Source organism: Mycobacterium colombiense, from assembly GCF_003284935.1.
GTDB lineage: Bacteria > Actinomycetota > Actinomycetes > Mycobacteriales > Mycobacteriaceae > Mycobacterium > Mycobacterium arosiense_A.
Genome location: NZ_QMEV01000027.1, coordinates 1 through 22,796 on the forward strand (window position 1 = coordinate 1; position 22,796 = coordinate 22,796).

Here is a 22,796-nt window from a genome sequence, read left to right on the forward strand (position 1 = left end):
CGCGACGGTGGCAGTGAGCCTTGCATGCAACACTCCTACGGGAAAGGTGTTGCATCCATCCCTTGGACTCAAGCGGCGTGTCGTCGCAGACGTTTACGTGTCGCGCAAACCGCGGCGGTTAGATCTTCTCGGCGTAGGCCGACCACTCCAGTTGCGAGGCCTTGAGTTTGCGGCCGGTGGGCTCGACGTAGCGCTGCACGAGCTCGTCGGGACCGGCCTGTTCCACCAGCCGCCAGCCGTACTCGCCCAGGAACGCGGCCACCTCGTCGGGCTCCAGCCCGAAATGCCACAGCTGGCGCCGCTCGCGCACGGTGCGGTACAGCGTGCGGGTGCCGTAGCGATTGGTGCCGTCGATGAAATCCCTACGCACGTAGGTGAACACCAATCGGCTGCCGGGCGCGGTCGCGCGCAAGCCGTCCAGGGTGCGCCGCACGGTCGCCTCGGTGAGGTACTGCGTGACGCCCTCGCAGATGAAGAACACCCGGTAGTCGGTGCGATAACCGTGCTCGGCCAGCGAGGTGAGCAGGTCGTCATGCTCGAGGTTCAACGCCACCAACCGGACCGACAGCGGCAATTCGCCGAGTACGCGGCGGACCGTCTTGAACTTGCGCGCGACGTTCACCGGCAGATCGACCTCGAACACCGGGATGCGGACCCGCCGCGTCAACAGGTAGGCGCGGGTGTCGAGGCCCGCCCCGAGGATGACGACGGCGTCGATGTCGTCGAGCGACTCCTTGAGCTTGTCGGCGATAAAACGCTTGCGGCAGGCCAGGTTTGCCCATAAACCCGGACCGGTGAACTCCGAGCCGCGGATCAGCAGCCGACGCACCGGTGCGAAGCGGGTGGCGCCGACGAGCCACCGCAGCGGGGCGGGCAGGAAGAGCTCGGCGAAGTCGTCGTCGACCAGGCGGCGTCCTGGCGCCTCGTTCTGCTCGACGGCGGCCAGCACCATCGGGCCAAATGCCGTCTGCGCAACCGGGTTTCGTGCCATGGCGACTACTTGTTCAGGAAACCCGCGTCGACGGGCAGGGTCACGCCGGTGATGTAGCGAGCCTGGTCGGACACCAGCCACGCCACCGCGTTGGCGATGTCCTCGACGTCGAGCACCTCGACCGGCATGGCGTTGCCCATCGCCCCCGGCGTGTCGGTCGCGGCCGCCATCTTGGCCAGCCATTCGCGGGTGAACTCGTTGTTGATCATCGGCGTCTCGACCCCGGAGGGATGGATCGAATTGACCCGAATCATCTGTCCGGCAAGAAGATTCGCGTAGACCCGCATCAGCCCGACCACCCCGTGCTTGGCGGCGGCATAGCCGACGGAGCCGGCGTCCGGGCTGCCGACCCCGGCCAGCCCCGCGCTCGAACTGATCAACACGATCGACCCGCCGGTGCCCTGCTTGACCATCGTGGGTATCGCGACCTTGATGGTGTGGTAGACGCCGGTCAGGTTGACGTTGATGACGTCGTGCCAACCGTCGTCACCGGATTGCATGGGGGCGATCCCGGCGTTGGCCACCACGATGTCCAGCCGGCCGAATTCGTCCAGGCCGGCCTGCAGCGCCGCCGACAGCGATTCGCGGACGCGGACGTCGCCCTGCCGCGCCACGATGCGTGCGCCGGTGTCTTCCACCAGCTTCACGGTGGCCGCCAGGTCCTCCGGCGTGGCCAGCGCGTAGGGGACGCTGGCGATCTGGTCGCACAGGTCGACGGCGATGATGTCCGCGCCGTCGGCGGCCAGCCGCACCGCGTGCGCGCGGCCCTGCCCGCGCGCCGCGCCGGTGATGAAGGCGACCTTGCCCTTCAGGGGCCCTTCCGACGACCGGGCCATCAGGGCCGCAACTGCCCTTTGGCCGCATCGCCCGCCAGGACCGGCTGCAGCATCTTGATGTCGGGCGCCCCGTCCAGGTGCTCGCCGGCCGCGGTGAACATCTTGGTGACCGCCGGTGCGGTGCTGTGCGCCTTGAGCGCCTCGGCGTCGGCCCACTGCTCGACGAACACGAACGTCTCACCCGACTGGTGCAACGAATACACCTGGCAGCCCGGCTCGTCGTGCACCTCTTCGACGGCCCGCGTGAGGATGTCGCGAACGGTGTCGACCGACTCGGGTTTGACAGTCAAGGTGGCGACGACGACAACGGGCATTGATGGCCTCCTGGGCGCTGCGGGGGTGGGTGACGAGCACGACTTTTTGCAACCGGATGTCACCCTACTCACGCGATTTGGGGGCCGATCCGGGCCATGCCCGACAAGCCGGGCGGTTACCAGTGTGGCGGGTGGTGTAGATGATGCCGTTGCGACTACGCTTGCCGGCATGCCCAGTAAGACCGCCGCCCGCTCCGGAAGCCGAACGAGCAGGTCAAAGGCCACATCGCGCCCCAGCGGGTCGCGGGGAGCGCGCCCGGCGGCGCCCCGCAAGAAGGCCGGTAAGCCCGCCAGGCGGCGTCAGCAGGCGCCGCTGGTTTCCGCCGGGCTGACCTGCGGTCGCGCCATGCGCGCCGTCTGGATGATGGCCGCGCGGGGGACCGGCGGCGCGGCCCGGTCGATCGGGCGGGCCCACGACATCGACCCCGGGCATCGCCGCGACGGCATCGCGCTGCTGCTGCTGGGCTTTTCCGTGGTGGTCGCGGCGAGCTCGTGGTTCCACGCCGCCGGGCCGGTCGGGACGTGGATCGACATGGCGTTGCGGACCTTCATCGGCGCGGGCGTGCTGGCGCTGCCGGTCGCCACCGCGGCGGTGGCGGTGACGCTGATGCGCACCGAACCGAACCCCGATGTGCGGCCCCGGCTGATCCTGGGCGCCAGCCTGATCACCCTCTCGGTGCTCGGGCTGCGCCACCTGTGGTCCGGGTCGCCGGGCGACCCCGACGCCCGCCGCCGCGCGGCCGGTTTCATCGGCTTCGCCATCGGCGGCCCGCTCTCGGACGGGCTCACGCCGTGGATCGCGGCGCCGCTGCTGTTCATCGGCTTCATGTTCGGCCTGCTGCTGCTGACCGGCACCACCATCCGCGAGGTGCCGGTGGTGATGCGCAACCTGTTCCACACCCGGTTCGTCGACGAGGACTACGACGACGAGCCCTACGACTATGCCGACGAGTTCGACGACGACGGGGCCGACCGCGACGGCCACCACGACGAGGCGCCGCCCATCCCGGACGAGCCGCCCGCGCCGGCGTGGTCCCCGGACGACGACGCCCAGGCCGCGCTGCAGGACGACATCCCGACGATGCCCGAGCCCGCCATCCAGCCCTCTGCGCGGGGCCGCAAGCGCGGCCGGTCCGCGGACAAGCACGACACCGTGGAACTGGACCGGGTCGTCGAGGGCCCCTACACGCTGCCGTCGCTGAACCTGCTGGTTGCGGGGGACCCGCCGAAGAAGCGCAGCGCCGCCAACAACGTCATGGCCGACGCCATCACCGAGGTGCTCACCCAGTTCAAGGTGGACGCCGCCGTCACCGGCTGCACCCGCGGGCCGACCGTCACCCGCTACGAGGTCGAGCTGGGGCCGGGCGTGAAGGTCGAGAAGATCACTGCGCTGCAGAAGAACATCGCGTACGCGGTGGCCACCGAGAGCGTGCGCATGCTGGCGCCGATCCCGGGCAAGTCGGCCGTGGGCATCGAGGTGCCCAACACCGACCGGGAAATGGTGCGGCTGGCCGACGTCCTCACCGCCCCGTCGACCCGGCGCGACCACCACCCGCTGGTGATCGGGCTCGGCAAGGACATCGAGGGCGACTTCATCTCGGCCAACCTGGCCAAGATGCCGCACCTGCTGGTGGCCGGCTCCACGGGATCCGGTAAGTCCAGCTTCGTCAACTCGATGCTGATCTCGCTGCTGGCGCGCGCCACCCCCGAAGAGGTCAGGATGATCCTGATCGACCCGAAGATGGTGGAACTCACCCCGTACGAAGGCATTCCGCACCTGATCACCCCGATCATCACCCAGCCCAAGAAGGCGGCGGCCGCGCTGGCGTGGCTGGTCGAGGAGATGGAGCAGCGCTACCAGGACATGCAGGCCTCCCGGGTGCGCCACATCGACGACTTCAACGAGAAGGTGCGCTCGGGCGCGATCACCGCGCCGCTGGGCAGCCAGCGCGAGTACCGGCCCTACCCGTATGTGGTGGCGATCGTCGACGAGCTGGCCGACCTGATGATGACCGCGCCCCGCGACGTCGAGGACGCCATCGTGCGGATCACCCAGAAGGCCCGCGCCGCCGGCATTCACCTGGTGCTGGCCACCCAGCGGCCGTCGGTGGACGTGGTCACCGGCCTGATCAAGACGAACGTCCCGTCCCGGCTGGCGTTCGCGACGTCGTCGCTCACCGACAGCCGCGTCATCCTCGACCAGGCCGGCGCGGAGAAGCTGATCGGCATGGGCGACGGCCTGTTCCTGCCGATGGGCGCGGGCAAGCCGATCCGGCTGCAGGGCGCGTACATCACCGACGAGGAGATCCACGCCGTCGTCACGGCCTGCAAGGACCAGGCCGAGCCCGAGTACACCGAGGGCGTCACCGCCGCCAAGCCCACCGGCGAACGCACCGACGTCGACCCCGACATCGGTGACGACATGGACGTGTTCCTGCAGGCCGTCGAGCTGGTGGTGTCCAGCCAGTTCGGCTCCACGTCGATGCTGCAGCGCAAGCTGCGCGTCGGCTTCGCCAAGGCCGGCCGGCTGATGGACCTGATGGAGACCCGCGGCATCGTCGGGCCCTCGGAGGGTTCCAAGGCGCGCGAGGTGCTGATCAAGCCCGACGAGCTGGCCGGAACGCTGGCGCTGATCCGCGGCGGCAGCGACGCCGACGGCGGCGACCCCGACGTCGACTAGTCCGCTTAAAGCACCAGCAGCATCCGCGAGTTGCCGAGAATGTTCGGCTTGACGTAGCTGAGGTCCAGGAACTCGGCGACGCCGATGTCGTAGGAGCGGCACATCTCCTCGAACACCTCGGCGGTCACCGGCGTGCCCTCGATCTCGGTGAAGCCATGCCGGGCGAAGAACTCGGTCTCGAACGTCAACACGAACAGCCGCTTCAGCGCGAGCTCGCGGGCGACCTCGAGCAGCCGGTCGACGATCGCGTGGCCGATCCCGTGGCCGGTCATCTCCGGATCGACCGCGACGGTGCGGACCTCGCCGAGGTCGGACCACAACACGTGCAGCGCCCCGCACCCGACCACCCGGCCTGGAAAATCCGGGTGTTCGGCCACCCAGAACTCCTGCACGGCCTCGTACAGCGTCACGAGATTCTTCTCGAGCAGGATCTTCCCGGCGTAGGTGTCGACCAGGCGCTTGATGGCCGGAACATCGGAGGTTCGCGCGCGCCGAACCAGCGGCCGATATCGCTGCGGACTTCTGCTCACGGCTAACAGTATCGACATCTCGGACGGCGGTGCTGGTCAACCGCTATTCTGTTGCCGTGTCGGGGCAGCCGCAGACGGGTCCGCTAACTGGACCGCCGGGCCGCGCAAACATCGCCAACCTGGCCAATACCCTGACCCTGTTGCGGCTGGTGCTGGTGCCGGTCTTCCTGCTGGGCCTGTTTGCCGGTGACGGCCGCGAAACCGGTTTCCGCGTCGTCGCTTTCGTCATTTTCGCGGTCGCCTGCATCACCGATCGGCTGGACGGGCTGCTGGCCCGCAACTACGGCATGGCGACCGAATTCGGCGCCTTCGTCGATCCGATCGCCGACAAGACGCTGGTGGGGTCGGCGCTGATCGGGCTCTCGATGCTGGGGGAGCTGCCGTGGTGGGTGACGGTGCTGATCCTGACGCGCGAATTCGGGGTGACCGTGCTGCGGCTGGCCGTCATCCGCCGCGGCGTCATCCCGGCCAGCTGGGGCGGCAAACTGAAGACCGTGGTGCAGGTGCTGGCCATCGGATTGTTCGTGCTGCCCTGGACGGGATCGCCGGGGCCGTTCCGGGTGGTCGCGGCGGTGGTGATGGGCGCGGCGATCGTCCTGACGGTGATCACCGGCATCGACTACGTCGTGTCGACCGTCCGGGAAGTGCGCCGCACACCCGGCTGATTCTCCGGCGCCGACCGGGAACCAGATCACCGCTCTCGGCGTTCACCTAGTGAGCGCCCGCCGCGGCAGTACGTGCCGCGCAGGGACGACGGACGAAGGAGGGCGGGATGGCGCCATTGGTGCGCGAGGTCATCGGCGACGTGTTGCGCGAGGCCCGCACGACACAGGGCCGCACGCTGCGCGAGGTCTCCGATTCGGCGCGGGTGAGCCTCGGCTACCTGTCCGAGGTGGAGCGCGGCCGCAAGGAGCCCTCGAGCGAGCTGCTGAACGCCATCTGTGACGCACTGGACGTCCCGTTGTCGTCGGTTCTGATCCACGCCGGCGAGCGGATGGCCAGCGAGGAGCGCACGGCCGTCGGCGCGCCCACGGACGGGGCGGGCGGCACCAGCATCAAGGTCGTCATCCCCCCGGTGGCGTCGCTGGCGCTGGCCTGAGCGCCGGGGCCCGATCCCGCGTAAGGGGTGGGGCGATCGGCGCCGACCCATTAAATTGAGCGACAGGCGCAGAGCCGTTCAGGCCCATCCGGGGACCCTCCGGATCCCAAGAAGCGAAGGTGGAGCTAACTCATGGCCAATCCGTTCGTCAAGGCGTGGAAGTACCTCACGGCGCTGTTCAACGCCAAGATCGACGAGCACGCCGACCCGAAAGTGCAGATCCAGCAGGCCATCGAGGAAGCGCAGCGCACGCATCAGGCGCTGACCCAGCAGGCCGCGCAGGTCATCGGCAACCAGCGGCAGCTGGAGATGCGGCTCAACCGTCAGCTGGCGGACGTGGAGAAGCTGCAGGTCAACGTGCGTCAGGCGTTGACGCTGGCCGACCAGGCCACCGCGGCCGGCGACACCGCCAAGGCGACCGAATACAACAACGCCGCCGAGGCGTTCGCCGCCCAGCTGGTGACCGCCGAGCAGAGCGTCGAAGACCTCAAGACGCTGCACGACCAGGCGCTGGGGGCCGCCGCGCAGGCCAAGAAGGCCGTCGAGCAGAACGCCATGATGCTGCAGCAGAAGATCGCCGAGCGCACCAAGCTGCTCAGCCAGCTCGAGCAGGCCAAGATGCAGGAACAGGTGAGCGCCTCACTGCAGTCCATGAGCGATCTCGCCGCCCCCGGCAACGTCCCCAGCCTCGACGAGGTGCGCGACAAGATCGAGCGCCGCTACGCCAACGCGATCGGGGCGGCCGAGCTCGCCCAGGGTTCGGTGCAGGGCCGGATGCTCGAGGTCGAGCAGGCCGGCGTGCAGATGGCCGGTCATTCCCGGCTGGAACAGATTCGCGCCTCGATGCGCGGTGAGGCCCTGCCGACCGGCGGGACGCCGGCCGCGGGGACCACCCCGGCGACGCCCGCACCCGCGGAGAGCGCCGGCGGCTCGGTCACCGAGAAGCCACTTGGCCAGTAGTCGGAGCGTCATGGCGGTGAAGGCGTCGCAGCCCGGTCCGTGGCGCGCGCTGCTGCACCGGGGACTGGCCACCGCGGCCGACCTTTCCGACGTGGTGGCCCGCAAGCTCAGCGCCGCCGCCGACCCGCGCGCACGCCAGCTGCGCCGCCGCCGGCGCGCCTTGCGCTGGGGCCTGATCTTCAGCGCCGGATGTGTGTTCTGGGCGGCGGTGACGATGCTGCTCGCGGCCTGGGGCTGGTTTGCGCTGCTGCTCGAAATCACCGGCGGCGTCGCGGTTTTCATGGCCATCCCGGCGACGCTGTTGCTGCTTCGCTACCGCTGGCTGCGGTCCGAGCCGCTGCCGGTGCCCCTGACCACCACCGCGCGCCGGCTACCGCCACCGGGTTCGGCGGCGCGCCCGGCGATGTACGCGCTGGGCGCCTCGGAGCGCGGATTTTCGTCTCTGGTGGCGGTGATCGAGCGGGGCGCGATGTTGCCGACCGCCGAGATTCGCGACCTGACCGCCGCCGCCACCAGGACCTCGGCCGCCATGGCGTCCACCGCCGCGCAGGTGGTGTCGATGGAGCGGGCGGCACAGGCCAGCGCGGAATCCCGGACGCATCTGGTGCCCACCATCAACGCGTTCACCGCGCAGCTGTCCGCCGGCGTTCGTCAATACAACGAAATGGTCACCGCGGCAGCGCAATTGGTGTCGTCGGCGAACGGGGACGGGTCGGCCGCGTCGCAGCATTACCGCGCGGAGCTGGCCGGGGCGACGGACCGGCTCCTCGGTTGGGCGCAGGCCTTCGATGAACTCGGCGGACTGCGCGGGACCGGCTAGTCGGCCAAACGCGGTGTCAGAACGTCGCTTTCAGCGACGGGACCACCAGTGCCGCCAGGCCACGCGCGGTGGCCTTGAGCATGTCGAAAAAGTCAAAGTAGTCCCGCCACAGCGTGATTCGCCCGTTGTGGACCTCGAACACGCCGCACACCCAGAACTGCAGACGCAGCGGGCCGAAGATCAGCGCATCGGTGCGTTCGGTGAGCACCGCGCCGCCGTCGGCCGCGATGCGGTGGATCTTCACCTCGAAGGCCGCGCGGCCTTCCATTTGGCGAAACAGCTTGATGGCCCTGGCCCTGCCGTGGATGGTGGGCAGGCCGACGTTTTCGTAGACGAGGTCGTCGGCCAGCGCGGCGTCCGCGGCGTCGTAATCCGCCTCCTGCAGCGCATTCAGAAAGCCTTCGACCGTGCGGGTGTTCGCAACGGTGGTCCCAGTCAGCTCGGTCATCTTGTCAGCGTAGGCGCGTGGCCGCGTCGCGCTGTGGCAGGGTAAGCACGATGCGCGTCGCCGTGGTCGCCGGGCCGGATCCCGGGCATTCGTTCCCGGCGATCGCGCTGTGCCAACGCTTCGCCGAAGCCGGCGACGAGCCCACGATCTTCACCGGAGCCGAATGGCTCGACGCCGCCCGCGGCGCCGGCATCGCCGCCGTCGCGCTGGACGGGCTGGCCGCCACCGACGACGACGTCGACGCCGGGGCCAGGATCCACCGGCGCGCCGCGCGGATGGCCGTGCTCAACGTGCCCGCGCTGCGCGAACTCGCGCCCGATTTGGTGGTGTCCGACGTCATCACCGCCGGCGGCGGCATGGCCGCCGAACTGCTGGGCATCCCGTGGATCGAACTCAACCCGCACCCGCTGTACCTGCCGTCCAAAGGGCTCCCGCCGATCGGCAGTGGCCTGGCGCCGGGCACCGGCATCCGGGGCCGGCTACGCGACGCCGCGATGCGCGCGCTGACGGCGCGATCCTGGCGGGCCGGGCTGCGCCAACGCGGGATGGCGCGCGCGGAGATCGGCCTGCCCGTCCGCGATCCCGGGCCGCTGCGGCGGCTGATCGCGACGCTGCCCGCGCTGGAGGTTCCCCGCCCGGACTGGCCGGCAGAGGCCGTCCTGGTCGGGCCGTTGCACTTCGAGCCGACCGACCGGGTCCTCGAGGTCCCGGCCGGCTCCGGGCCGGTGGTGGTCATCGCGCCGTCGACCGCGCTGATCGGAACCGAAGGCCTGGCCGAGGTCGCGTTGGGGTGCCTGACGCCGGGGGAGACCATGCCGGCGGGCTCGCGCCTGCTGGTGTCACGGCTGGACGGACCGGAACTGACGGTGCCGCCCTGGGCGGCGGTCGGCCTGGGACGCCAGGACGCGCTGCTCGCGCACGCCGACCTGGTGATCTGCGGCGGCGGCCACGGCATGGTGGCCAAGACGCTGCTGGCCGGCGTGCCGCTGGTGGTGGTGCCCGGCGGCGGCGACCAGTGGGAGATCGCCAACCGGGTGCTGCGCCAGGGCAGCGCGCGGCTGATCCGGCCGCTGACCGCCGACGCGTTGGTGGCCGCGGTCAACGAGGTGCTGTCGTCGCCGCGCTACCGGGCGGCGGCCCAGACCGCGGCCGCCGGCATCGCCGACGTCGCCGATCCGGTCCGGGTGTGCCGCGACGCCCTTGCGGTGGCCGGATGATCGGCGGCGCGCCGCCCGGGACGCCTTATGCTTCGGCGGGAGGCACGGGAGGCATTCGATGAGGATCGTCACGACAATCGCCGCCGGCGCCCTGCTGGCCGGCTCGCTGGCCGGTGCGGCCGTCGCGCACGCCGACAGTCCCGAGGAACAGCAGGCATGCCAGTTGATGGACGACCCTGCCGCCGCCCAACAGGGACTGGCCCCGGCCGAATACACCTTCATGCAGCTGCGGGCCACCATGTCGGCCCAACGCGCGCGCGACATCATGTCGATCGCGGTCCACGAGGACTGCCCGAACCACATCATCGATCTGCCGGCCAGCTGGAGGTAGGTGCCTGCGCGCTCAGGTGTCCGTTCCAGGCGGGCTGGGTATGTTGGCTGGCGTGCGGCTAACGGAGTTTCACGAGCGGGTGGTGCTGCGCTTCGGCACCACCTACGGGTCCTCGGTGCTGGTGGATCACGTGCTGAGCGGCTTCGGCGGACGCACGGCCGCCCAGGCCATCGAGGCGGGCATCGAGCCCCGCGACGTGTGGCGGGCGTTGTGCGTCGACTTCGACGTACCGCGGGAGCAGTGGTGACCGCCGCCCGTCATTCGTAGGCCGGGTAGCCGTTCTGCCGCAGCACGGTGGCCAGGTGCACGGCGTTGCGCGCCGCATTCCCGGTGGCCGACGCGACCGCCTCCGGCACGTCGTCGAGGTCGGTGTAGTCCGTGCCCTGCATGGCCTCGCCGTTCCAGTAGGTGCAGCCCTGCGCGGCGATCGAGAACCCGATGTCGTTGAGCGCCTGGAAGAGATCGGCCACGATCTTGTGCGCCCCGTCCTCGTTGCCCACGACCGCGGCCAGCGCCACCTTGCCCACCATCGCCGGCCGTCCCGCGTCGTCGGTGTCGGACAGCTCGGCGTCGAGGCGCTCCAGGACGCGCTGGGCGACGCTGGACATGTGGCCGACCCAGGTCGGCGTCGAGACGATGACGATGTCCGCCGATTTGACCTTGTCCAGCAGCGCCGGCCACTCGTCGCCCGGGCCCATGTCGGCCTCGACGCCCGGCAGCAGGTTCAGGTCGACGCAGCGCACCTTTTCACCCTCGACGCCCGCGCCGCGCAGCTGATCGAGCACTTGGTCGGCGAGCAGCTCGCTGCTGGACGGCGCCGGGCTCTTCTTCAACGAGCAGATCAACGCGATGGCGCGCAGGGACGGTGTTGCGGCTGAGGACATGGTGGCCAGATACCCCGGCGGGACAGCGGCAAACGACCTCCGCGCCCGATCGGCCCTATCGCGGCACCCGGTGCAGCACGCAGTCACCGCACAGCGAGCCCCCGGGCAGCCGATAGAACAGGCAGCAGCTGCGGCGCCGGAAACCCAGCTGCGGGCCGGTGATGACGCCGGAACCGGCCAGCACGCCGGTGTCCAGCAGCGACTCGGTCATACCGACGGTCGCGGTGCGCAGGTCGGGCCGGGCCGCCATCAGGGCCCGCGCGGCGCCCACCAGCGCCGAGGCGATGTTGCCCGCGAGCAGGGCGGGCGCCAGGTTGACCCGCAGGCCGGCGGCGAGCGGTTGCAGGTGCTCGTCGACCACGGCCCGGTACAGCGCGTCGGGCGAATCGACGGCCGTGCCGTCGGGTCTGGGCAGTCGGAGCCGGGCATCGTCGTCGGCGCGGTGCAGGTCATCGAGGTCGGGGACGACGCCGTGGCCGATCGCGCAGGCGAGCACCGGTGACCACAGCCGGGCGGCGTGGGCGAGGTGAACCAGCGACGCGCCGATCCGCAGGTCCGTGGTGTGGTAGCGGCGGGCGGTGGCCTCGACCAGGTCGGCGCAACCGTCGGCGTAGGACCGGGCGACCGGATGCCATCCCGCCGCGTCCCCGCCCACGGTCAGAGCGAAAAAGCCTCCGTATGAAGCCGTTTCGGCCAGCTGGGCGGAGATGTCCATGGGTTCGCGACCGCCTCCCGGGCAGATCGGCCCCGAGAAGGCCCGTCGGCGCCTTTCGGGAGCCGATGTTGCCACACGTGCCGGGGGCACAACGGCGTGTCGAACTTGAATCGAACACCTGTTCGGCTAGTGTGGTGAGCGTTCGGCCAGTCAACTTGTCGGTGGCCTTCTCTAGTGTCACCGCCAACCGACCGATACCGGTCAGACGAACACCGACTATAGGAGAGGCACCATGGCGCAAGCCCCCGATCGCGAGAAGGCTCTCGAACTGGCGATGGCCCAGATCGAAAAGAGCTACGGCAAAGGCTCGGTGATGCGTCTCGGCGACGAGACGCGTCAGCCGATTTCGATCATCCCCACCGGATCCATCGCACTGGACGTGGCCCTGGGCATCGGCGGGCTGCCCCGCGGCCGGGTCGTGGAGATCTACGGCCCGGAATCCTCGGGTAAGACCACCGTCGCCCTGCACGCGGTGGCCAACGCCCAGGCCGCCGGCGGCGTCGCCGCCTTCATCGACGCCGAGCACGCCCTGGACCCGGAGTACGCCAAGAAGCTCGGCGTGGACACCGATTCCCTGCTGGTCAGCCAGCCCGACACGGGGGAGCAGGCCCTCGAGATCGCCGACATGCTGATCCGCTCCGGCGCGCTGGACATCCTGGTCATCGACTCGGTGGCCGCGCTGGTGCCACGCGCCGAGCTCGAAGGCGAGATGGGTGACAGCCACGTCGGGCTGCAGGCCCGGCTGATGAGCCAGGCGCTGCGGAAAATGACTGGCGCGCTGAACAATTCGGGCACCACCGCGATCTTCATCAACCAGCTGCGCGAGAAGATCGGGGTGATGTTCGGCAGCCCCGAAACCACCACGGGTGGAAAGGCTTTGAAGTTCTACGCGTCGGTGCGCATGGACGTACGCCGGATCGAGACGCTCAAGGACGGCACCAACGCGGTCGGTAACCGCACCCGGGTCAAGATCGTCAAGAACAAGGTGGCGCCACCCTTCAAGCAGGCCGAGTTCGACATCCTCTACGGCCAGGGCATCAGCCGGGAAGGCTCGCTGATCGACATGGGTGTGGAGCAGGGCTTCATCCGCAAGTCCGGTTCCTGGTTCACCTATGAGGGCGAGCAGCTCGGCCAGGGCAAGGAGAACGCCCGCACCTTCTTGAAGGAAAACGACGAAGTCGCCAACGAGATCGAGAAGATGATCAAGGAAAAGCTCGGCATTGGCGCGGTCGTGACCGATGACGACGTCCTGCCCGCCCCCGTCGACTTCTGAGCCCTCCCGCGAGGAGCAGGCGCGGGCGCTGTGCCTGCGCCTGCTCACCGCGAGAGCGCGCACCCGCGCGGAGCTGCGCGGCCGGCTGGCCCAACGCGGCTATCCCGACGACGTCAGCGAGCGGGTCCTCGACCGGTTGGCCTCCGTCGGCCTGATCGACGACGCCGACTTCGCCCAGCAGTGGGTGCAGTCCCGCCGCATCCACGCCGGGAAAAGCAAGCGCGCCCTGGCCGCCGAACTGCACACCAAGGGTGTCGACAACGACGTGATCACCTCGGTGCTCGCCGGGATCGACGCCGGCGCCGAGCGGGACCGGGCGGAGCAGTTGGTCCGGTCCAAGCTGCGCCGGGAAACGCTCAACGACGACGATGCGCGGGTGACCCGCAGGCTGGTGGGGATGCTGGCGCGCCGTGGCTACAGCCAGAACATGGCGTGCGAGGTCGTCTTCGCCGAGCTGGCGGCCGAACGGGAGCGGCGCCGGGTCTAAGCCCTGACGTGCGGTTTCTCGCGCGCCGACCGGCCGCCGTACCATGGCCCCGTGACTTCGATGGTGGCGAGCGACGCCGGGGCCGCGGACGCGGCCGCCGCTGCCGCGCCCACGCGCACCTACCAAGTCCGCACCTATGGCTGCCAGATGAACGTCCACGACTCGGAACGCTTGGCGGGACTGCTGGAAGCGGCCGGATACCGGCGGGCGGCCGAGGGTGCCGACGCCGACGTGGTCGTGTTCAACACCTGCGCGGTCCGGGAGAACGCCGACAACAAGCTGTACGGCAACCTCAGCCACCTGGCGCCGCGCAAGCGTGGCAATCCCGAGATGCAGATCGCCGTCGGTGGCTGCCTGGCCCAAAAGGACCGCGACGCGTTGCTGCGCAAGGCGCCCTGGGTCGACGTCATCTTCGGCACCCACAACATCGGATCGCTGCCCACCCTGCTGGAGCGGGCCAGGCACAACAAGGTCGCCCAGGTCGAAATCGCCGAGGCGCTGCAGGAGTTCCCGTCGTCACTGCCCAGCGCACGCGAATCCGCCTATGCCGCTTGGGTTTCCGTTTCGGTCGGGTGCAACAACAGTTGCACGTTCTGCATCGTCCCGTCACTGCGGGGCAAAGAGGTCGACCGCAGCCCGGACGACGTCCTGGCCGAGGTGAGGTCGCTGGTGGCCGACGGCGTGCTCGAGGTCACGCTGCTGGGCCAAAACGTCAACGCCTACGGGGTGTCCTTCGCCGACCCGGAGCTGCCCCGCGACCGTGGCGCGTTCGCCCGTCTGCTGCGGGCCTGCGGCGACATCGACGGGCTGGAGCGGGTGCGGTTCACCTCGCCGCATCCCGCCGAATTCACCGACGACGTCATCGAGGCCATGGCTCAGACGCCCAACGTCTGCCCCGCCCTGCACATGCCGCTGCAGTCCGGATCCGACCGGGTGCTGCGCGCGATGCGGCGCTCGTACCGCGCCGAGCGCTACCTCGGCATCATCGACCGGGTCCGGGCCGCCATGCCGCACGCCGCCATCACCACCGACCTGATCGTCGGGTTCCCCGGCGAGACCGAAGCGGACTTCGCCGCCACGCTGGACGTGGTGCGTGCGGCCCGGTTCTCGGCCGCGTTCACCTTCCAGTACTCCAAGCGGCCCGGCACCCCGGCGGCTGAACTCGACGGGCAGATCCCGAAAGCCGTTGTGCAGGAACGCTATGAGCGGCTGATCGAGCTGCAGGAGGCGATCTCGCTGGAGGGCAACCAGGCGTTGATCGGCCAGACCGTCGAATTGCTGGTCGCCACCGGTGAAGGCCGCAAGGACAGCCGCACCGCCCGCATGAGCGGGCGGGCCCGCGACGGCCGGCTGGTGCACTTCGCCGTCGACACACCAGGCGAGGTCAGGCCCGGTGACATCGTCACCACGGTGATCACCGGGGCCGCACCCCACCACCTCATCGCCGACGCGGGCGTCGTCGCGCATCGCCGCACCCGGGCGGGCGATGCCCACGCCACCGGGCAGCGCCCGCGCGGCACCGGCCTCGGCATGCCCGCAGTCGGGCCGCCCGCCGGCCCGGCCGAACCCCTTGGATGTGCACGATGAACAACGAGATGAACCACGACGACGCACAGCTCGGCGCCCTGCGCACCGAGATCGAGGCTGCCGAACGCCGGGTGGCCCGCGGAATCGACCCCGGCCCGCGGGCCTTCTTCGTGTCGATCCTGGTGTTCGTGCTGCTGGCGTCGTTCGTCTTGCCGCACACCGGCGACGTGCGCGGCTGGGACGTGCTGTTCGGTAGCCACCACGCCGGCGCGGCCGCCGTCGCCTTGCCGTCGCGGGTGTTCGCCTGGCTGGCGCTGGTATTCGGTGTGGGCTTCTCGATGCTGGCGTTGGTGACGCGGCGCTGGGCGCTGGCCTGGGTCGCGTTGGCGGGCACGGCCATCGCGGGCGCCGCGGGCATGCTGGCGATCTGGTCGCGTCAGACGGTCTCCGCGGGCCACCCGGGGCCGGGCTGGGGCCTGATCGTCGCCTGGCTGACCGTGCTCGTGCTGACCTACCACTGGGCCCGGGTGGTCTGGTCGCGCACCATCGTGCAACTGGCCGCCGAGGAACAGCGGCGCCGCGTCGCGGCGCAGCAGTCGACCTCGCTGCTCGACGGTCTGGACAAGCCCGCCGCGATCGAGAACGGCGACGACCCCGGAACGCCCAAGGGCGCCTGACCGCCTCTAGGGCTTGCGGGTCAGGGCCTCGACGGCCGCCTGCGCCCACTGCCGCCACTGCTCGGCGTTGGCTCGAGCCTCGTCGGCTTCCTTGGTCCGGCCCGCCGCCGCGGCCTTATGGGCCTGCTGTTCGTATTGCTCGGCGCGGGCCTGGAACTGCTCGGCGCGGGCCTGGGCCTGCGGGTCGGACCAACCCGGGTCGCCGGCGTCGCGCACCTTCTTCTCGACGGCGCGCAGCCGGCGCTCCAGCTCGGCGGACCGCTCGCGCGGGACCTTGCCGATCGCATCCCACTTCTCGGTGATCGCGCGCAGCGCCGCCCGGGCGGCGTCGTGGTTGCTGGTGTCCAGCTTCTCCGCCTCGGCCAGCAGCGCCTCTTTGGCGGTCGCGTTGGCGCGGAACTCCGCGTCCTTTTCCGCGGTCACGGCGTTGCGGGCGGCGAAGAACACGTCCTGGGCGGCCTTGAACCGCCGCCACAGGGCGTCGTCGACCTCCCGGGTCGCCCGCCCGGCCGCCTTCCACTCGGTCAGCAGCTTGCGGAATTCCGCGCTGGTCGCGGTCCAATCGGTCGAATCGGACAGCTCCTCGGCCCGCTCGCACAGGCGTTCCTTGGCCTGGCGGATCACCGAGCGTTCCCGGTCGAGCTCGGCGAAATGCGATCCCCGCCGCCGATTGAAGGCTTCCCGGGCCGCGGAGTAGCGCTTCCACAAGGCGTCGTCGACCTTGCGGTCGACGCCGCTGATCGTCTTCCACTCGTCGAGGATCGCGCGGAACCGGTCGCCGGCGGCCTTCCACTGCGTCGAGTTGGCGGCCAGCTCCTCGGCCTCGGCGGCCAGCGCCTCCTTGCGGGCGGTCTGGGTGGCCCGATGCTCCTCGCGCCGGGAGCGCTCCGCGGCGACCGTCGCCTCGGCGTGCTCGGCGATGGTGGTCAACCGGCCCGCCAGGGCATCGATGTCGCCCAGCACGGCCGCCGTCGGCAGCGTCTCGGCCAGCTCGGCCGCGTGCGCCTTGATCTTGCGGGCGTCGCCGCTTCCGGAGGCCAGGCGCTCCTCCATCAGGGTGACCTCGGTGGCCAGGTCGTCGAAGCGCCGGCCGAAGTGGGCGAAGGCCGCCTCACGGTCGCCGGCCTGCCAGGAGCCGATGATGCGCTCGCCGGCGGAGCTGACCAGCCACACGGTGCCGTCGTCGTCCACCCGCCCGAACTGATGCGGATTGCTCGGCGGCGGCATCACCAGCGGATGCGCGGTGGTGGGTCGCGGTGTCGGCCGGGGGCCGGGACGCGGTCCCGGGCGCGGCACTGGCCGAGCTGATTCGTCGCGAGGCTCGTCAGACGTCATGCGCTCGTCACTACCTTTCGCAACCTTCCGCGCGGTCCGTGTCCCGCGCACCTGCCGCGCGTAGCGGCACCGTCTCCTGCAGCTGCCGAAGGCCCGAGGTGGGGTTCCCTCCCAACAGCCGCTTAACGATATTCAAGCAGCTTGCTCTGCCCCACGCCGCCACCTTGGCATTCCTGACCGGGCCGGCACCAGCGGTGTGCCGACGCCCCGTGGATGCTCGGGTGGCGGCGGTCGATCGGGCGAACGGCCGCCCAGGCCGCGCGCCTAGCCGCGGCGAGGGGCGCGGCCGACGGCTCGCCCGGGCGCGCGCGGCGATGGTGTGACACTCATCCCATCCGGCGCGCGGCCCCGGTCCCGAAAAACGCTGGCAGCGAAGGGCCTTAGCCGTCACTCACAGAGGCCTGTGTACTTCTCTTAGAGTTATCCCACGCAATGCATAGATTGCTGAAGTAATAGTTGAACGGTTACCTACGGGGCAGTGAGCAACGTGCGGAACGTCATAAATTTGTAGTTGAACTGAACGCAAATTGTGCGTGTATTTGCCTGCGCCCCGGGGAAAGCTGGGTCGAACGGTCTAGGGGCGAAGGGGTCGAGAATGTCGAAGGTCGATGTCGCGGCGTTGCTTGCTTTGTGCGCGGCGCTGGCATCCGCGGTCGGCGACGTGATCCGTCAGCGCTCCGCGCACGAGATCACCGACAAGCCGGTCGGGCACCTGGAACTGTTCCGCATGTCGCTCAAGGACAGCCGGTGGTGGCTGGGCGGCCTGGCCGCGATCACCAATTACAGTCTGCAGGCCGCCGCCCTGGCCTGGGGCTCGGTGGTGCTGGTGACCGCGCTGCAGGTGGCCGCGCTGCTGTTCGCGCTGCCCATCTACGCGCGGCTGGCCCATCACCGGGTGAAGCCCCGCGAGTGGATGTGGGCCCTCATCCTGGCCGCCGGGCTTGCGGTGGTCATCATCGTCGGCGACCCGGCATCCGGCCAGCAGCGCGGGCTGATGCGCACCTGGATCATCGTCGCCCTGGTCATGGTCCCGCTGCTGGTGGCCTGCGTGGTGGCGGCGCGGCGCTGGTCCGGAAGCCCGTTCGCGGCCGTGCTGCTCGCGGTGGTGGCCGGCTCCTCGTTGGCGCTGTTCGCGGTGCTGACCAAGGGCATCGTCGAGATGTCCGAGCGCGGCCCGATGGCCGTGCTGACCTCGCCGGAGTTCGTGCCGTGGCTGCTGGTGGCGCTGACCGGGATGATCTTCCAGCAATCGGCCTTCCGCGCCGGGACGCTCACCGCGTCACTGCCGACGATGACGGTCGCCAAGCCGGTGGTCGCCGGGGTGCTCGGTGTGCTGGTGCTGGACGAGACGCTGGGCGCCCACGGACCCATGGCGTTCGTGCTGGTGGGCGCGGTCGCGGTGGTCATCGGCGCCACGATCGCCCTGGCCCGCGGCGAGGCCGCCAGCATCGATCAGTCCGATTCCCGCGGGGACGGTGCCTCGCGAAAAGTGCCGCCCCGCGAGGCCAACGCCGAAGACGACTTCGGCCCCTTCAGTGATCGTCTGGTGGTGGCCGACACCTCCGGGTGGTGACCTCCGGCGCCTGGGCGTGCCGAACTAGTGCGGGGTCGTCGGCGCCGCCACGTTAGTTTGGTGGCGTGCTGAGCGCGATCGCGATCGTCCCGTCGGCGCCGGTCCTGGTCCCCGAGCTGGCCGGAGCGGCCGCGGCCGAGGTGGCCGACCTGGTCGCCGCGACGCTCGCCGCGGCGGCGCTGCTGCCCGACCGCTGGGTGGCGATCGGGACGGCCCCCAACGACGACGAATTCGGTCCCGACACCGTGGGCACGTTCGCCGGTTTCGGCGTCGACGTGCCCGTGCAACTGTCTCCGCGACCCGACGGCGCCGCGGCGCCCGTGCCCCTGCCGGTGTGCGCGCTGCTGGCCGCCTGGGTGCGTGGGCAGGCGCAGCCGCAGGCCAGCGCGCAGGTCCGGGTCTACCGCGCCGACCAGGACGGCGCCACCGCGCGGCGCCTCGGCGAGCACCTGCGCGCCGAGATCGACCGGTCGCCCGAGCCGGTCGGGGTGCTGGTGGTGGCCGACGGCGCGAACACGCTGACCCCGGCGGCCCCCGGCGGATACGACCCCGCCAACGCCGCGGCGCAAGAGGCGCTGGACGACGCGCTGGGCAGCGGCGACGTCGCCGCGCTGGGCCGGCTGCCGGACCAGATCGTGGGACGGGCCGCATTTCAGGTGCTGGCCGGGCTGGCCGGGCCGGGCCCCCGATCGGCCAAGGAGCTGTACCGCGGAGCGCCCTACGGGGTGGGCTACTTCGCCGGCGTCTGGCAGGTGTGACGGCCGCCGTGCGCCCCCTGGCGATCATCGGCCCCACGGGCACCGGCAAGTCGCAGCTGGCGCTCGACTTCGCCGACCGGGTCGATCGGCTCGGTGTCCGGGCCGAGATCGTCAACGCCGACGCCATGCAGCTCTATCGCGGCATGGACATCGGCACCGCGAAGCTGCCCGTCGAGCAACGCCGCGGCATCCCACATCACCAGCTCGACGTCCTCGACGTCACCGAGACCGCGACCGTCGCCCGCTACCAGAACGCCGCCGCGGCCGACGTCGAAGCCATCGCGGCCCGCGGTGCGGTGCCCGTCATCGTGGGCGGCTCGATGCTCTACATCCAGTCGCTGCTCGACGACTGGTCGTTTCCCGCCACCGACCCCGCGGTGCGCGCCCGCTGGGAGCGGCGGCTGGCCGAGGTCGGGGTGGGCGAGTTGCACGCCGAGCTGGCCCGACGCGATCCCGCCGCGGCGGCGTCGATCCTGCCCACCGATGCCCGGCGCACCGTGCGCGCCCTGGAGGTGGTCGAGCTGACCGGTCAGCCGTTCGCCGCGTCGGCGCCCCAGATCGGCGCGCCGCGCTGGGACACCGCCATCGTCGGGCTGGACTGCGAGACAACGATTCTCGACGACCGGCTGGCGCGGCGCACCGACGCGATGTTCGATCAGGGTCTGGTCGGCGAGGTGATCGGGCTGCTGGAGCGGGGCTTGCGCGACGGGGTGACCGCCTCGCGCGCGCTGGGCTACGCGCAGGTGCTCGCCGCCCTGGATGCGGGCGGGGGCGACGAGCAAATGCGCGCCGCGCGCGAGCAGACCTTCGTCGGCACCCGGCGCTACGTCCGCCGCCAGCGGTCCTGGTTCCGGCGGGACCACCGGGTGCGGTGGCTCGATGTCGGCGCGGCGACGCCGGAGCAGCGCGCCGACGTCCTCGACGCCGCCGTGCGGGCCTGGCGCCACGTATCCTGAGCAGGTGAAATTCACCAAGGGTCACGGCACCCAGAACGACTTCGTCGTGCTGCCGGACCCGCAGGCCCAGCTGAGCCTGACCGGACCGCGGGTTGCCGCGCTCTGCGACCGGCGCCGTGGGCTGGGCGCCGACGGGGTGTTGCGGGTCACCACGGCCGGTGCGGCGGTGTCGGCCGGCGTGCTCGACCGGGTGCCCGACGGTGTGGATCCCGGCGACTGGTACATGGACTACCGCAACGCCGACGGGTCCGTCGCCCAGATGTGCGGCAACGGCGTGCGGGTCTTCGCGCACTACCTGCGCGCCAGCGGCATGGAATCCCGCGACGAGTTCGTGGTCGGATCGCTGGCCGGGCCGCGGCCGGTCGTCGTGCACCGCGCGGATGCGACCACCGCCGACGTCAGCGTCGACATGGGCAAGGCCAACACGCTGGGCGGCGGCGAGGCGGTCGTGGGCGGGCGGAGGTTCTCCGGCCTGGCGGTCGACGTCGGCAATCCCCACCTGGCCTGTGTGGACCCGGATCTGACGCCCGAGGCGCTGGCGGTACTGGACGTGGCCGCGCCGGTGAGCTTCGACGCGACCCAGTTCCCCGACGGGGTGAACGTCGAGATCGTCACCGCACCCGCCGACGGGGCGGTGCACATGCGGGTGCACGAGCGGGGAGTCGGCGAGACGCGCTCCTGCGGCACCGGAACCGTTGCGGCCGCCGTCGCCGCGCTCGCCGGTGCCGGTGCGGCCACCGGCGCCCTGACCGTGCGCGTGCCCGGCGGCGAGGTCGTCGTCACCATCACCGACGCCACCAGCTTCCTGCGCGGACCGTCCGTGCTGGTGGCCCAAGGAGAACTCAGCGAGGAATGGTGGCGACAGCAGCAGCGTTAAATCGAGTGCACAAAACCCTTTTCGCGTGCATCATCGTGTATTGCCTATGACACATCCCGAATTTCGCGATCACTCTCCGGCCGCGCCGGAGCCCAGCACCGGCGAACTCGCCCTCGAAGATCGGTCGGCGCTGCGCCGCGTCGCCGGCCTGTCGACCGAACTCACCGACATCTCCGAGGTCGAGTACCGCCAGCTTCGGCTCGAGCGGGTCGTTCTGGTGGGCGTCTGGACCGACGGCAGCGCCGCCGACGGCGAGGCCAGCATGGCCGAGCTCGCCGCCCTGGCCGAGACCGCCGGCTCGCAGGTGCTCGAAGGGCTGATCCAGCGCCGCGACAAGCCCGACCCGTCGACCTATATCGGCTCCGGCAAGGCGCAGGAACTGCGGGAGGTGGTGCTGGCGACCGGCGCCGACACCGTCATCTGCGACGGCGAGCTGTCCCCGGCTCAGCTGACGGCCCTGGAGAAGGCCGTGAAGGTCAAGGTCATCGACCGCACCGCGCTGATCCTCGACATCTTCGCCCAGCACGCCACCAGCCGGGAGGGCAAGGCGCAGGTGACGCTGGCCCAGATGGAATACATGCTGCCGCGGCTGCGCGGCTGGGGTGAGTCGATGTCGCGGCAGGCCGGTGGCCGCGCCGGCGGCAGCGGGGGAGGCGTGGGCCTGCGCGGTCCCGGTGAAACCAAGATCGAGACCGACCGGCGGCGCATCCGCGAGCGGATGGCCAAGCTGCGCCGCGAGATCAAGGACATGAAACAGGTCCGCGACACCCAGCGCAGCCGTCGGGTGCACAGCGAACTGCCCGCGATCGCCATCGTCGGCTACACCAACGCCGGCAAGTCGAGCCTGCTCAACGCGCTGACCGGGGCCGGGGTGCTGGTCCAGGACGCGTTGTTCGCCACCCTGGAGCCCACCACCCGGCGCTCCGAATTCGACGACGGCCGGCCGTTCGTGCTCACCGATACCGTCGGGTTCGTCCGCCACCTGCCCACCCAACTGGTCGAGGCGTTCCGCTCCACGCTGGAAGAGGTGGTCGACGCCGACCTGCTGGTGCATGTCGTCGACGGGTCCGACGCCAGCCCCCTGGCGCAGATCAACGCGGTCCGCCAGGTGGTCTCCGACGTCGTCGCCGACTACGGGGCCGACCACGACCGTGCGGCGCCGCAGGAGCTGGTGGTGGTGAACAAGGTCGACGCCGCAAGCGATTTGGCGCTGGCCAAACTGCGTCACGCGCTGCCCGACGCCATGTTCGTCTCCGCGCGCACCGGCGACGGGATCGGCGCCTTGCGCCGGCGGATCGCCGAGCTCGCCGTTCCCGCCGACACCGCCGTGGACGTGGTGATCCCGTACCACCGCGGCGACCTGGTCGCCCGGCTGCACGCCGATGGGCGCGTCCAGCACGAGGAGCACAGCGCCGAGGGCACCCGGATCAGGGCCCGGGTCCCGGTGGCGCTGGCCGGCCGGCTGCGCGAGTTCTCGACCGACTGAGCGGGCGTTGCGCCCGATGACC

The 22,796-nt window shown here is 70.7% G+C and carries 24 protein-coding genes and 1 pseudogene; 17 read left to right on the top strand and 8 right to left on the bottom strand.

The window, feature by feature from the left end; genetic code table 11:
* Window positions 1-118 precede the first annotated feature (118 nt).
* Genes DQP57_RS14020 through DQP57_RS14030 form a run of 3 tightly spaced genes read right to left on the bottom strand, consistent with a single transcriptional unit; the run spans window position 119 to window position 2,141 of the window.
* Window positions 119-991 carry an SAM-dependent methyltransferase gene (locus tag DQP57_RS14020; protein WP_112633521.1) on the bottom strand — a complete coding sequence of 291 codons (873 nt, stop codon included), beginning with the start codon at window positions 989-991 and terminating at the stop codon, window positions 119-121.
* Between the two features lie 5 nt (window positions 992-996).
* Entirely contained in the window at window positions 997-1,827 is an 831-nt protein-coding gene (locus tag DQP57_RS14025) for a mycofactocin-coupled SDR family oxidoreductase (protein ID WP_112633522.1), read from the bottom strand.
* Complete coding sequence (locus tag DQP57_RS14030) at window positions 1,827-2,141, bottom strand: putative quinol monooxygenase (RefSeq protein WP_112633523.1); 315 nt, start codon at window positions 2,139-2,141, stop codon at window positions 1,827-1,829. The genes DQP57_RS14025 and DQP57_RS14030 overlap by 1 nt, the downstream gene beginning before the upstream one ends.
* A gap of 169 nt (window positions 2,142-2,310) precedes the next feature.
* Here DQP57_RS14030 and DQP57_RS14035 point away from each other — a divergent pair, with 169 nt between their 5' ends.
* Window positions 2,311-4,821: an FtsK/SpoIIIE family DNA translocase gene (locus DQP57_RS14035; protein WP_205869126.1), complete on the top strand. Its 2,511-nt coding sequence runs from the start codon at window positions 2,311-2,313 to the stop codon at window positions 4,819-4,821.
* Between the two features lie 5 nt (window positions 4,822-4,826).
* On the opposite strand, the gene DQP57_RS14040 is transcribed toward DQP57_RS14035, so the two are convergent.
* Window positions 4,827-5,369, bottom strand: a complete 543-nt coding sequence (locus tag DQP57_RS14040) for an amino-acid N-acetyltransferase (protein ID WP_112633524.1) — start codon at window positions 5,367-5,369, stop codon at window positions 4,827-4,829.
* Window positions 5,370-5,407: 38 nt separating this feature from the next.
* Here DQP57_RS14040 and pgsA point away from each other — a divergent pair, with 38 nt between their 5' ends.
* The 4 genes from pgsA to pspM all read left to right on the top strand — a co-directional run bounded on the left by pgsA (window position 5,408) and on the right by pspM (window position 8,230).
* Window positions 5,408-6,016, top strand: a complete 609-nt coding sequence (gene pgsA, locus DQP57_RS14045; protein ID WP_205869128.1) for a CDP-diacylglycerol--glycerol-3-phosphate 3-phosphatidyltransferase — start codon at window positions 5,408-5,410, stop codon at window positions 6,014-6,016.
* Window positions 6,017-6,123: 107 nt separating this feature from the next.
* Entirely contained in the window at window positions 6,124-6,450 is a 327-nt protein-coding gene (clgR, locus tag DQP57_RS14050; RefSeq protein WP_112633526.1) for a transcriptional regulator ClgR, read from the top strand.
* A 132-nt stretch (window positions 6,451-6,582) separates the two neighbouring features.
* Window positions 6,583-7,410 carry a phage shock protein PspA gene (pspA, locus tag DQP57_RS14055; protein WP_112633527.1) on the top strand — a complete coding sequence of 276 codons (828 nt, stop codon included), beginning with the start codon at window positions 6,583-6,585 and terminating at the stop codon, window positions 7,408-7,410.
* 10 nt (window positions 7,411-7,420) lie between these two features.
* Window positions 7,421-8,230, top strand: coding sequence for a phage shock envelope stress response protein PspM (gene pspM / locus DQP57_RS14060; protein WP_112633528.1), 810 nt, complete (start codon window positions 7,421-7,423; stop codon window positions 8,228-8,230).
* A 16-nt stretch (window positions 8,231-8,246) separates the two neighbouring features.
* On the opposite strand, the gene DQP57_RS14065 is transcribed toward pspM, so the two are convergent.
* A complete protein-coding gene (locus tag DQP57_RS14065; protein ID WP_112633529.1) occupies window positions 8,247-8,678 on the bottom strand; it encodes a limonene-1,2-epoxide hydrolase family protein in 432 nt (143 codons plus the stop codon).
* Window positions 8,679-8,728: 50 nt separating this feature from the next.
* Here DQP57_RS14065 and DQP57_RS14070 point away from each other — a divergent pair, with 50 nt between their 5' ends.
* From DQP57_RS14070 to DQP57_RS14080, 3 genes are read left to right on the top strand one after another with little or no spacing between them, the layout of a single operon-like run.
* Window positions 8,729-9,895: a glycosyltransferase gene (locus tag DQP57_RS14070; RefSeq protein WP_112633530.1), complete on the top strand. Its 1,167-nt coding sequence runs from the start codon at window positions 8,729-8,731 to the stop codon at window positions 9,893-9,895.
* Window positions 9,896-9,953: 58 nt separating this feature from the next.
* Window positions 9,954-10,226, top strand: a complete 273-nt coding sequence (locus DQP57_RS14075; protein WP_112633531.1) for a hypothetical protein — start codon at window positions 9,954-9,956, stop codon at window positions 10,224-10,226.
* Window positions 10,227-10,278: 52 nt separating this feature from the next.
* Window positions 10,279-10,473, top strand: coding sequence for a DUF3046 domain-containing protein (locus tag DQP57_RS14080; RefSeq protein ID WP_066860781.1), 195 nt, complete (start codon window positions 10,279-10,281; stop codon window positions 10,471-10,473).
* A gap of 10 nt (window positions 10,474-10,483) precedes the next feature.
* Here DQP57_RS14080 and DQP57_RS14085 read toward each other — a convergent pair whose 3' ends face one another.
* Together DQP57_RS14085 and DQP57_RS14090 are read right to left on the bottom strand one after the other, a co-directional pair.
* Window positions 10,484-11,110, bottom strand: a complete 627-nt coding sequence (locus DQP57_RS14085; RefSeq protein ID WP_112633532.1) for a flavodoxin family protein — start codon at window positions 11,108-11,110, stop codon at window positions 10,484-10,486.
* Between the two features lie 55 nt (window positions 11,111-11,165).
* Window positions 11,166-11,943 (bottom strand): annotated as a pseudogene (locus tag DQP57_RS14090) ((2Fe-2S)-binding protein).
* A gap of 114 nt (window positions 11,944-12,057) precedes the next feature.
* Between DQP57_RS14090 and recA the strand changes: the two are divergent.
* Genes recA through DQP57_RS14115 form a run of 4 tightly spaced genes read left to right on the top strand, consistent with a single transcriptional unit; the run spans window position 12,058 to window position 15,789 of the window.
* Entirely contained in the window at window positions 12,058-13,098 is a 1,041-nt protein-coding gene (recA, locus tag DQP57_RS14100) for a recombinase RecA (protein ID WP_007774959.1), read from the top strand.
* Window positions 13,064-13,585, top strand: coding sequence for a recombination regulator RecX (gene recX, locus DQP57_RS14105; RefSeq protein ID WP_112633534.1), 522 nt, complete (start codon window positions 13,064-13,066; stop codon window positions 13,583-13,585). The genes recA and recX overlap by 35 nt, the downstream gene beginning before the upstream one ends.
* Before the next feature lie 60 nt (window positions 13,586-13,645).
* On the top strand, window positions 13,646-15,172 hold the full coding sequence (gene miaB / locus DQP57_RS14110) for a tRNA (N6-isopentenyl adenosine(37)-C2)-methylthiotransferase MiaB (RefSeq protein ID WP_240631759.1): 1,527 nt from the start codon (window positions 13,646-13,648) through the stop codon (window positions 15,170-15,172).
* Window positions 15,169-15,789, top strand: a complete 621-nt coding sequence (locus DQP57_RS14115) for an Rv2732c family membrane protein (RefSeq protein ID WP_112633536.1) — start codon at window positions 15,169-15,171, stop codon at window positions 15,787-15,789. Before miaB ends, DQP57_RS14115 begins: the two co-directional genes overlap by 4 nt.
* A gap of 6 nt (window positions 15,790-15,795) precedes the next feature.
* Here DQP57_RS14115 and DQP57_RS14120 read toward each other — a convergent pair whose 3' ends face one another.
* Window positions 15,796-17,124, bottom strand: a complete 1,329-nt coding sequence (locus DQP57_RS14120; RefSeq protein ID WP_112633537.1) for a DUF349 domain-containing protein — start codon at window positions 17,122-17,124, stop codon at window positions 15,796-15,798.
* Window positions 17,125-17,719: 595 nt separating this feature from the next.
* On the opposite strand from DQP57_RS14120, the gene DQP57_RS14125 reads away from it, so the two are divergent.
* From DQP57_RS14125 to hflX, 5 genes are all read left to right on the top strand, one after another.
* Window positions 17,720-18,697 carry a DMT family transporter gene (locus DQP57_RS14125; RefSeq protein ID WP_112633538.1) on the top strand — a complete coding sequence of 326 codons (978 nt, stop codon included), beginning with the start codon at window positions 17,720-17,722 and terminating at the stop codon, window positions 18,695-18,697.
* Window positions 18,698-18,762: 65 nt separating this feature from the next.
* Entirely contained in the window at window positions 18,763-19,455 is a 693-nt protein-coding gene (locus tag DQP57_RS14130; protein WP_112633539.1) for a hypothetical protein, read from the top strand.
* An 8-nt stretch (window positions 19,456-19,463) separates the two neighbouring features.
* Window positions 19,464-20,411: a tRNA (adenosine(37)-N6)-dimethylallyltransferase MiaA gene (miaA, locus tag DQP57_RS14135; RefSeq protein ID WP_112633575.1), complete on the top strand. Its 948-nt coding sequence runs from the start codon at window positions 19,464-19,466 to the stop codon at window positions 20,409-20,411.
* 4 nt (window positions 20,412-20,415) lie between these two features.
* Window positions 20,416-21,288, top strand: a complete 873-nt coding sequence (dapF, locus tag DQP57_RS14140; protein ID WP_112633540.1) for a diaminopimelate epimerase — start codon at window positions 20,416-20,418, stop codon at window positions 21,286-21,288.
* 46 nt (window positions 21,289-21,334) lie between these two features.
* Window positions 21,335-22,774: a GTPase HflX gene (hflX, locus tag DQP57_RS14145; RefSeq protein WP_112633541.1), complete on the top strand. Its 1,440-nt coding sequence runs from the start codon at window positions 21,335-21,337 to the stop codon at window positions 22,772-22,774.
* Window positions 22,775-22,796 lie beyond the last annotated feature (22 nt).

Bases quoted from the DNA above. Each gene is read 5' to 3' on its own strand.
- pspM (WP_112633528.1), top strand. From the start codon at position 7,421: ATGGCGGTGAAGGCGTCGCAGCCCGGTCCGTGGCGCGCGCTGCTGCAC.
- DQP57_RS14025 (WP_112633522.1), bottom strand. From the start codon at position 1,827: ATGGCCCGGTCGTCGGAAGGGCCCCTGAAGGGCAAGGTCGCCTTCATC.
- DQP57_RS14040 (WP_112633524.1), bottom strand. From the start codon at position 5,369: ATGTCGATACTGTTAGCCGTGAGCAGAAGTCCGCAGCGATATCGGCCG.
- DQP57_RS14035 (WP_205869126.1), top strand. From the start codon at position 2,311: ATGCCCAGTAAGACCGCCGCCCGCTCCGGAAGCCGAACGAGCAGGTCA.
- DQP57_RS14020 (WP_112633521.1), bottom strand. From the start codon at position 991: ATGGCACGAAACCCGGTTGCGCAGACGGCATTTGGCCCGATGGTGCTG.
- miaB (WP_240631759.1), top strand. From the start codon at position 13,646: ATGGTGGCGAGCGACGCCGGGGCCGCGGACGCGGCCGCCGCTGCCGCG.
- DQP57_RS14030 (WP_112633523.1), bottom strand. From the start codon at position 2,141: ATGCCCGTTGTCGTCGTCGCCACCTTGACTGTCAAACCCGAGTCGGTC.
- DQP57_RS14065 (WP_112633529.1), bottom strand. From the start codon at position 8,678: ATGACCGAGCTGACTGGGACCACCGTTGCGAACACCCGCACGGTCGAA.
- DQP57_RS14115 (WP_112633536.1), top strand. From the start codon at position 15,169: ATGAACAACGAGATGAACCACGACGACGCACAGCTCGGCGCCCTGCGC.
- hflX (WP_112633541.1), top strand. From the start codon at position 21,335: ATGACACATCCCGAATTTCGCGATCACTCTCCGGCCGCGCCGGAGCCC.
- pspA (WP_112633527.1), top strand. From the start codon at position 6,583: ATGGCCAATCCGTTCGTCAAGGCGTGGAAGTACCTCACGGCGCTGTTC.
- recA (WP_007774959.1), top strand. From the start codon at position 12,058: ATGGCGCAAGCCCCCGATCGCGAGAAGGCTCTCGAACTGGCGATGGCC.
- clgR (WP_112633526.1), top strand. From the start codon at position 6,124: ATGGCGCCATTGGTGCGCGAGGTCATCGGCGACGTGTTGCGCGAGGCC.
- DQP57_RS14120 (WP_112633537.1), bottom strand. From the start codon at position 17,124: ATGACGTCTGACGAGCCTCGCGACGAATCAGCTCGGCCAGTGCCGCGC.
- DQP57_RS14075 (WP_112633531.1), top strand. From the start codon at position 9,954: ATGAGGATCGTCACGACAATCGCCGCCGGCGCCCTGCTGGCCGGCTCG.
- recX (WP_112633534.1), top strand. From the start codon at position 13,064: ATGACGACGTCCTGCCCGCCCCCGTCGACTTCTGAGCCCTCCCGCGAG.
- DQP57_RS14085 (WP_112633532.1), bottom strand. From the start codon at position 11,110: ATGTCCTCAGCCGCAACACCGTCCCTGCGCGCCATCGCGTTGATCTGC.
- DQP57_RS14125 (WP_112633538.1), top strand. From the start codon at position 17,720: ATGTCGAAGGTCGATGTCGCGGCGTTGCTTGCTTTGTGCGCGGCGCTG.
- DQP57_RS14070 (WP_112633530.1), top strand. From the start codon at position 8,729: ATGCGCGTCGCCGTGGTCGCCGGGCCGGATCCCGGGCATTCGTTCCCG.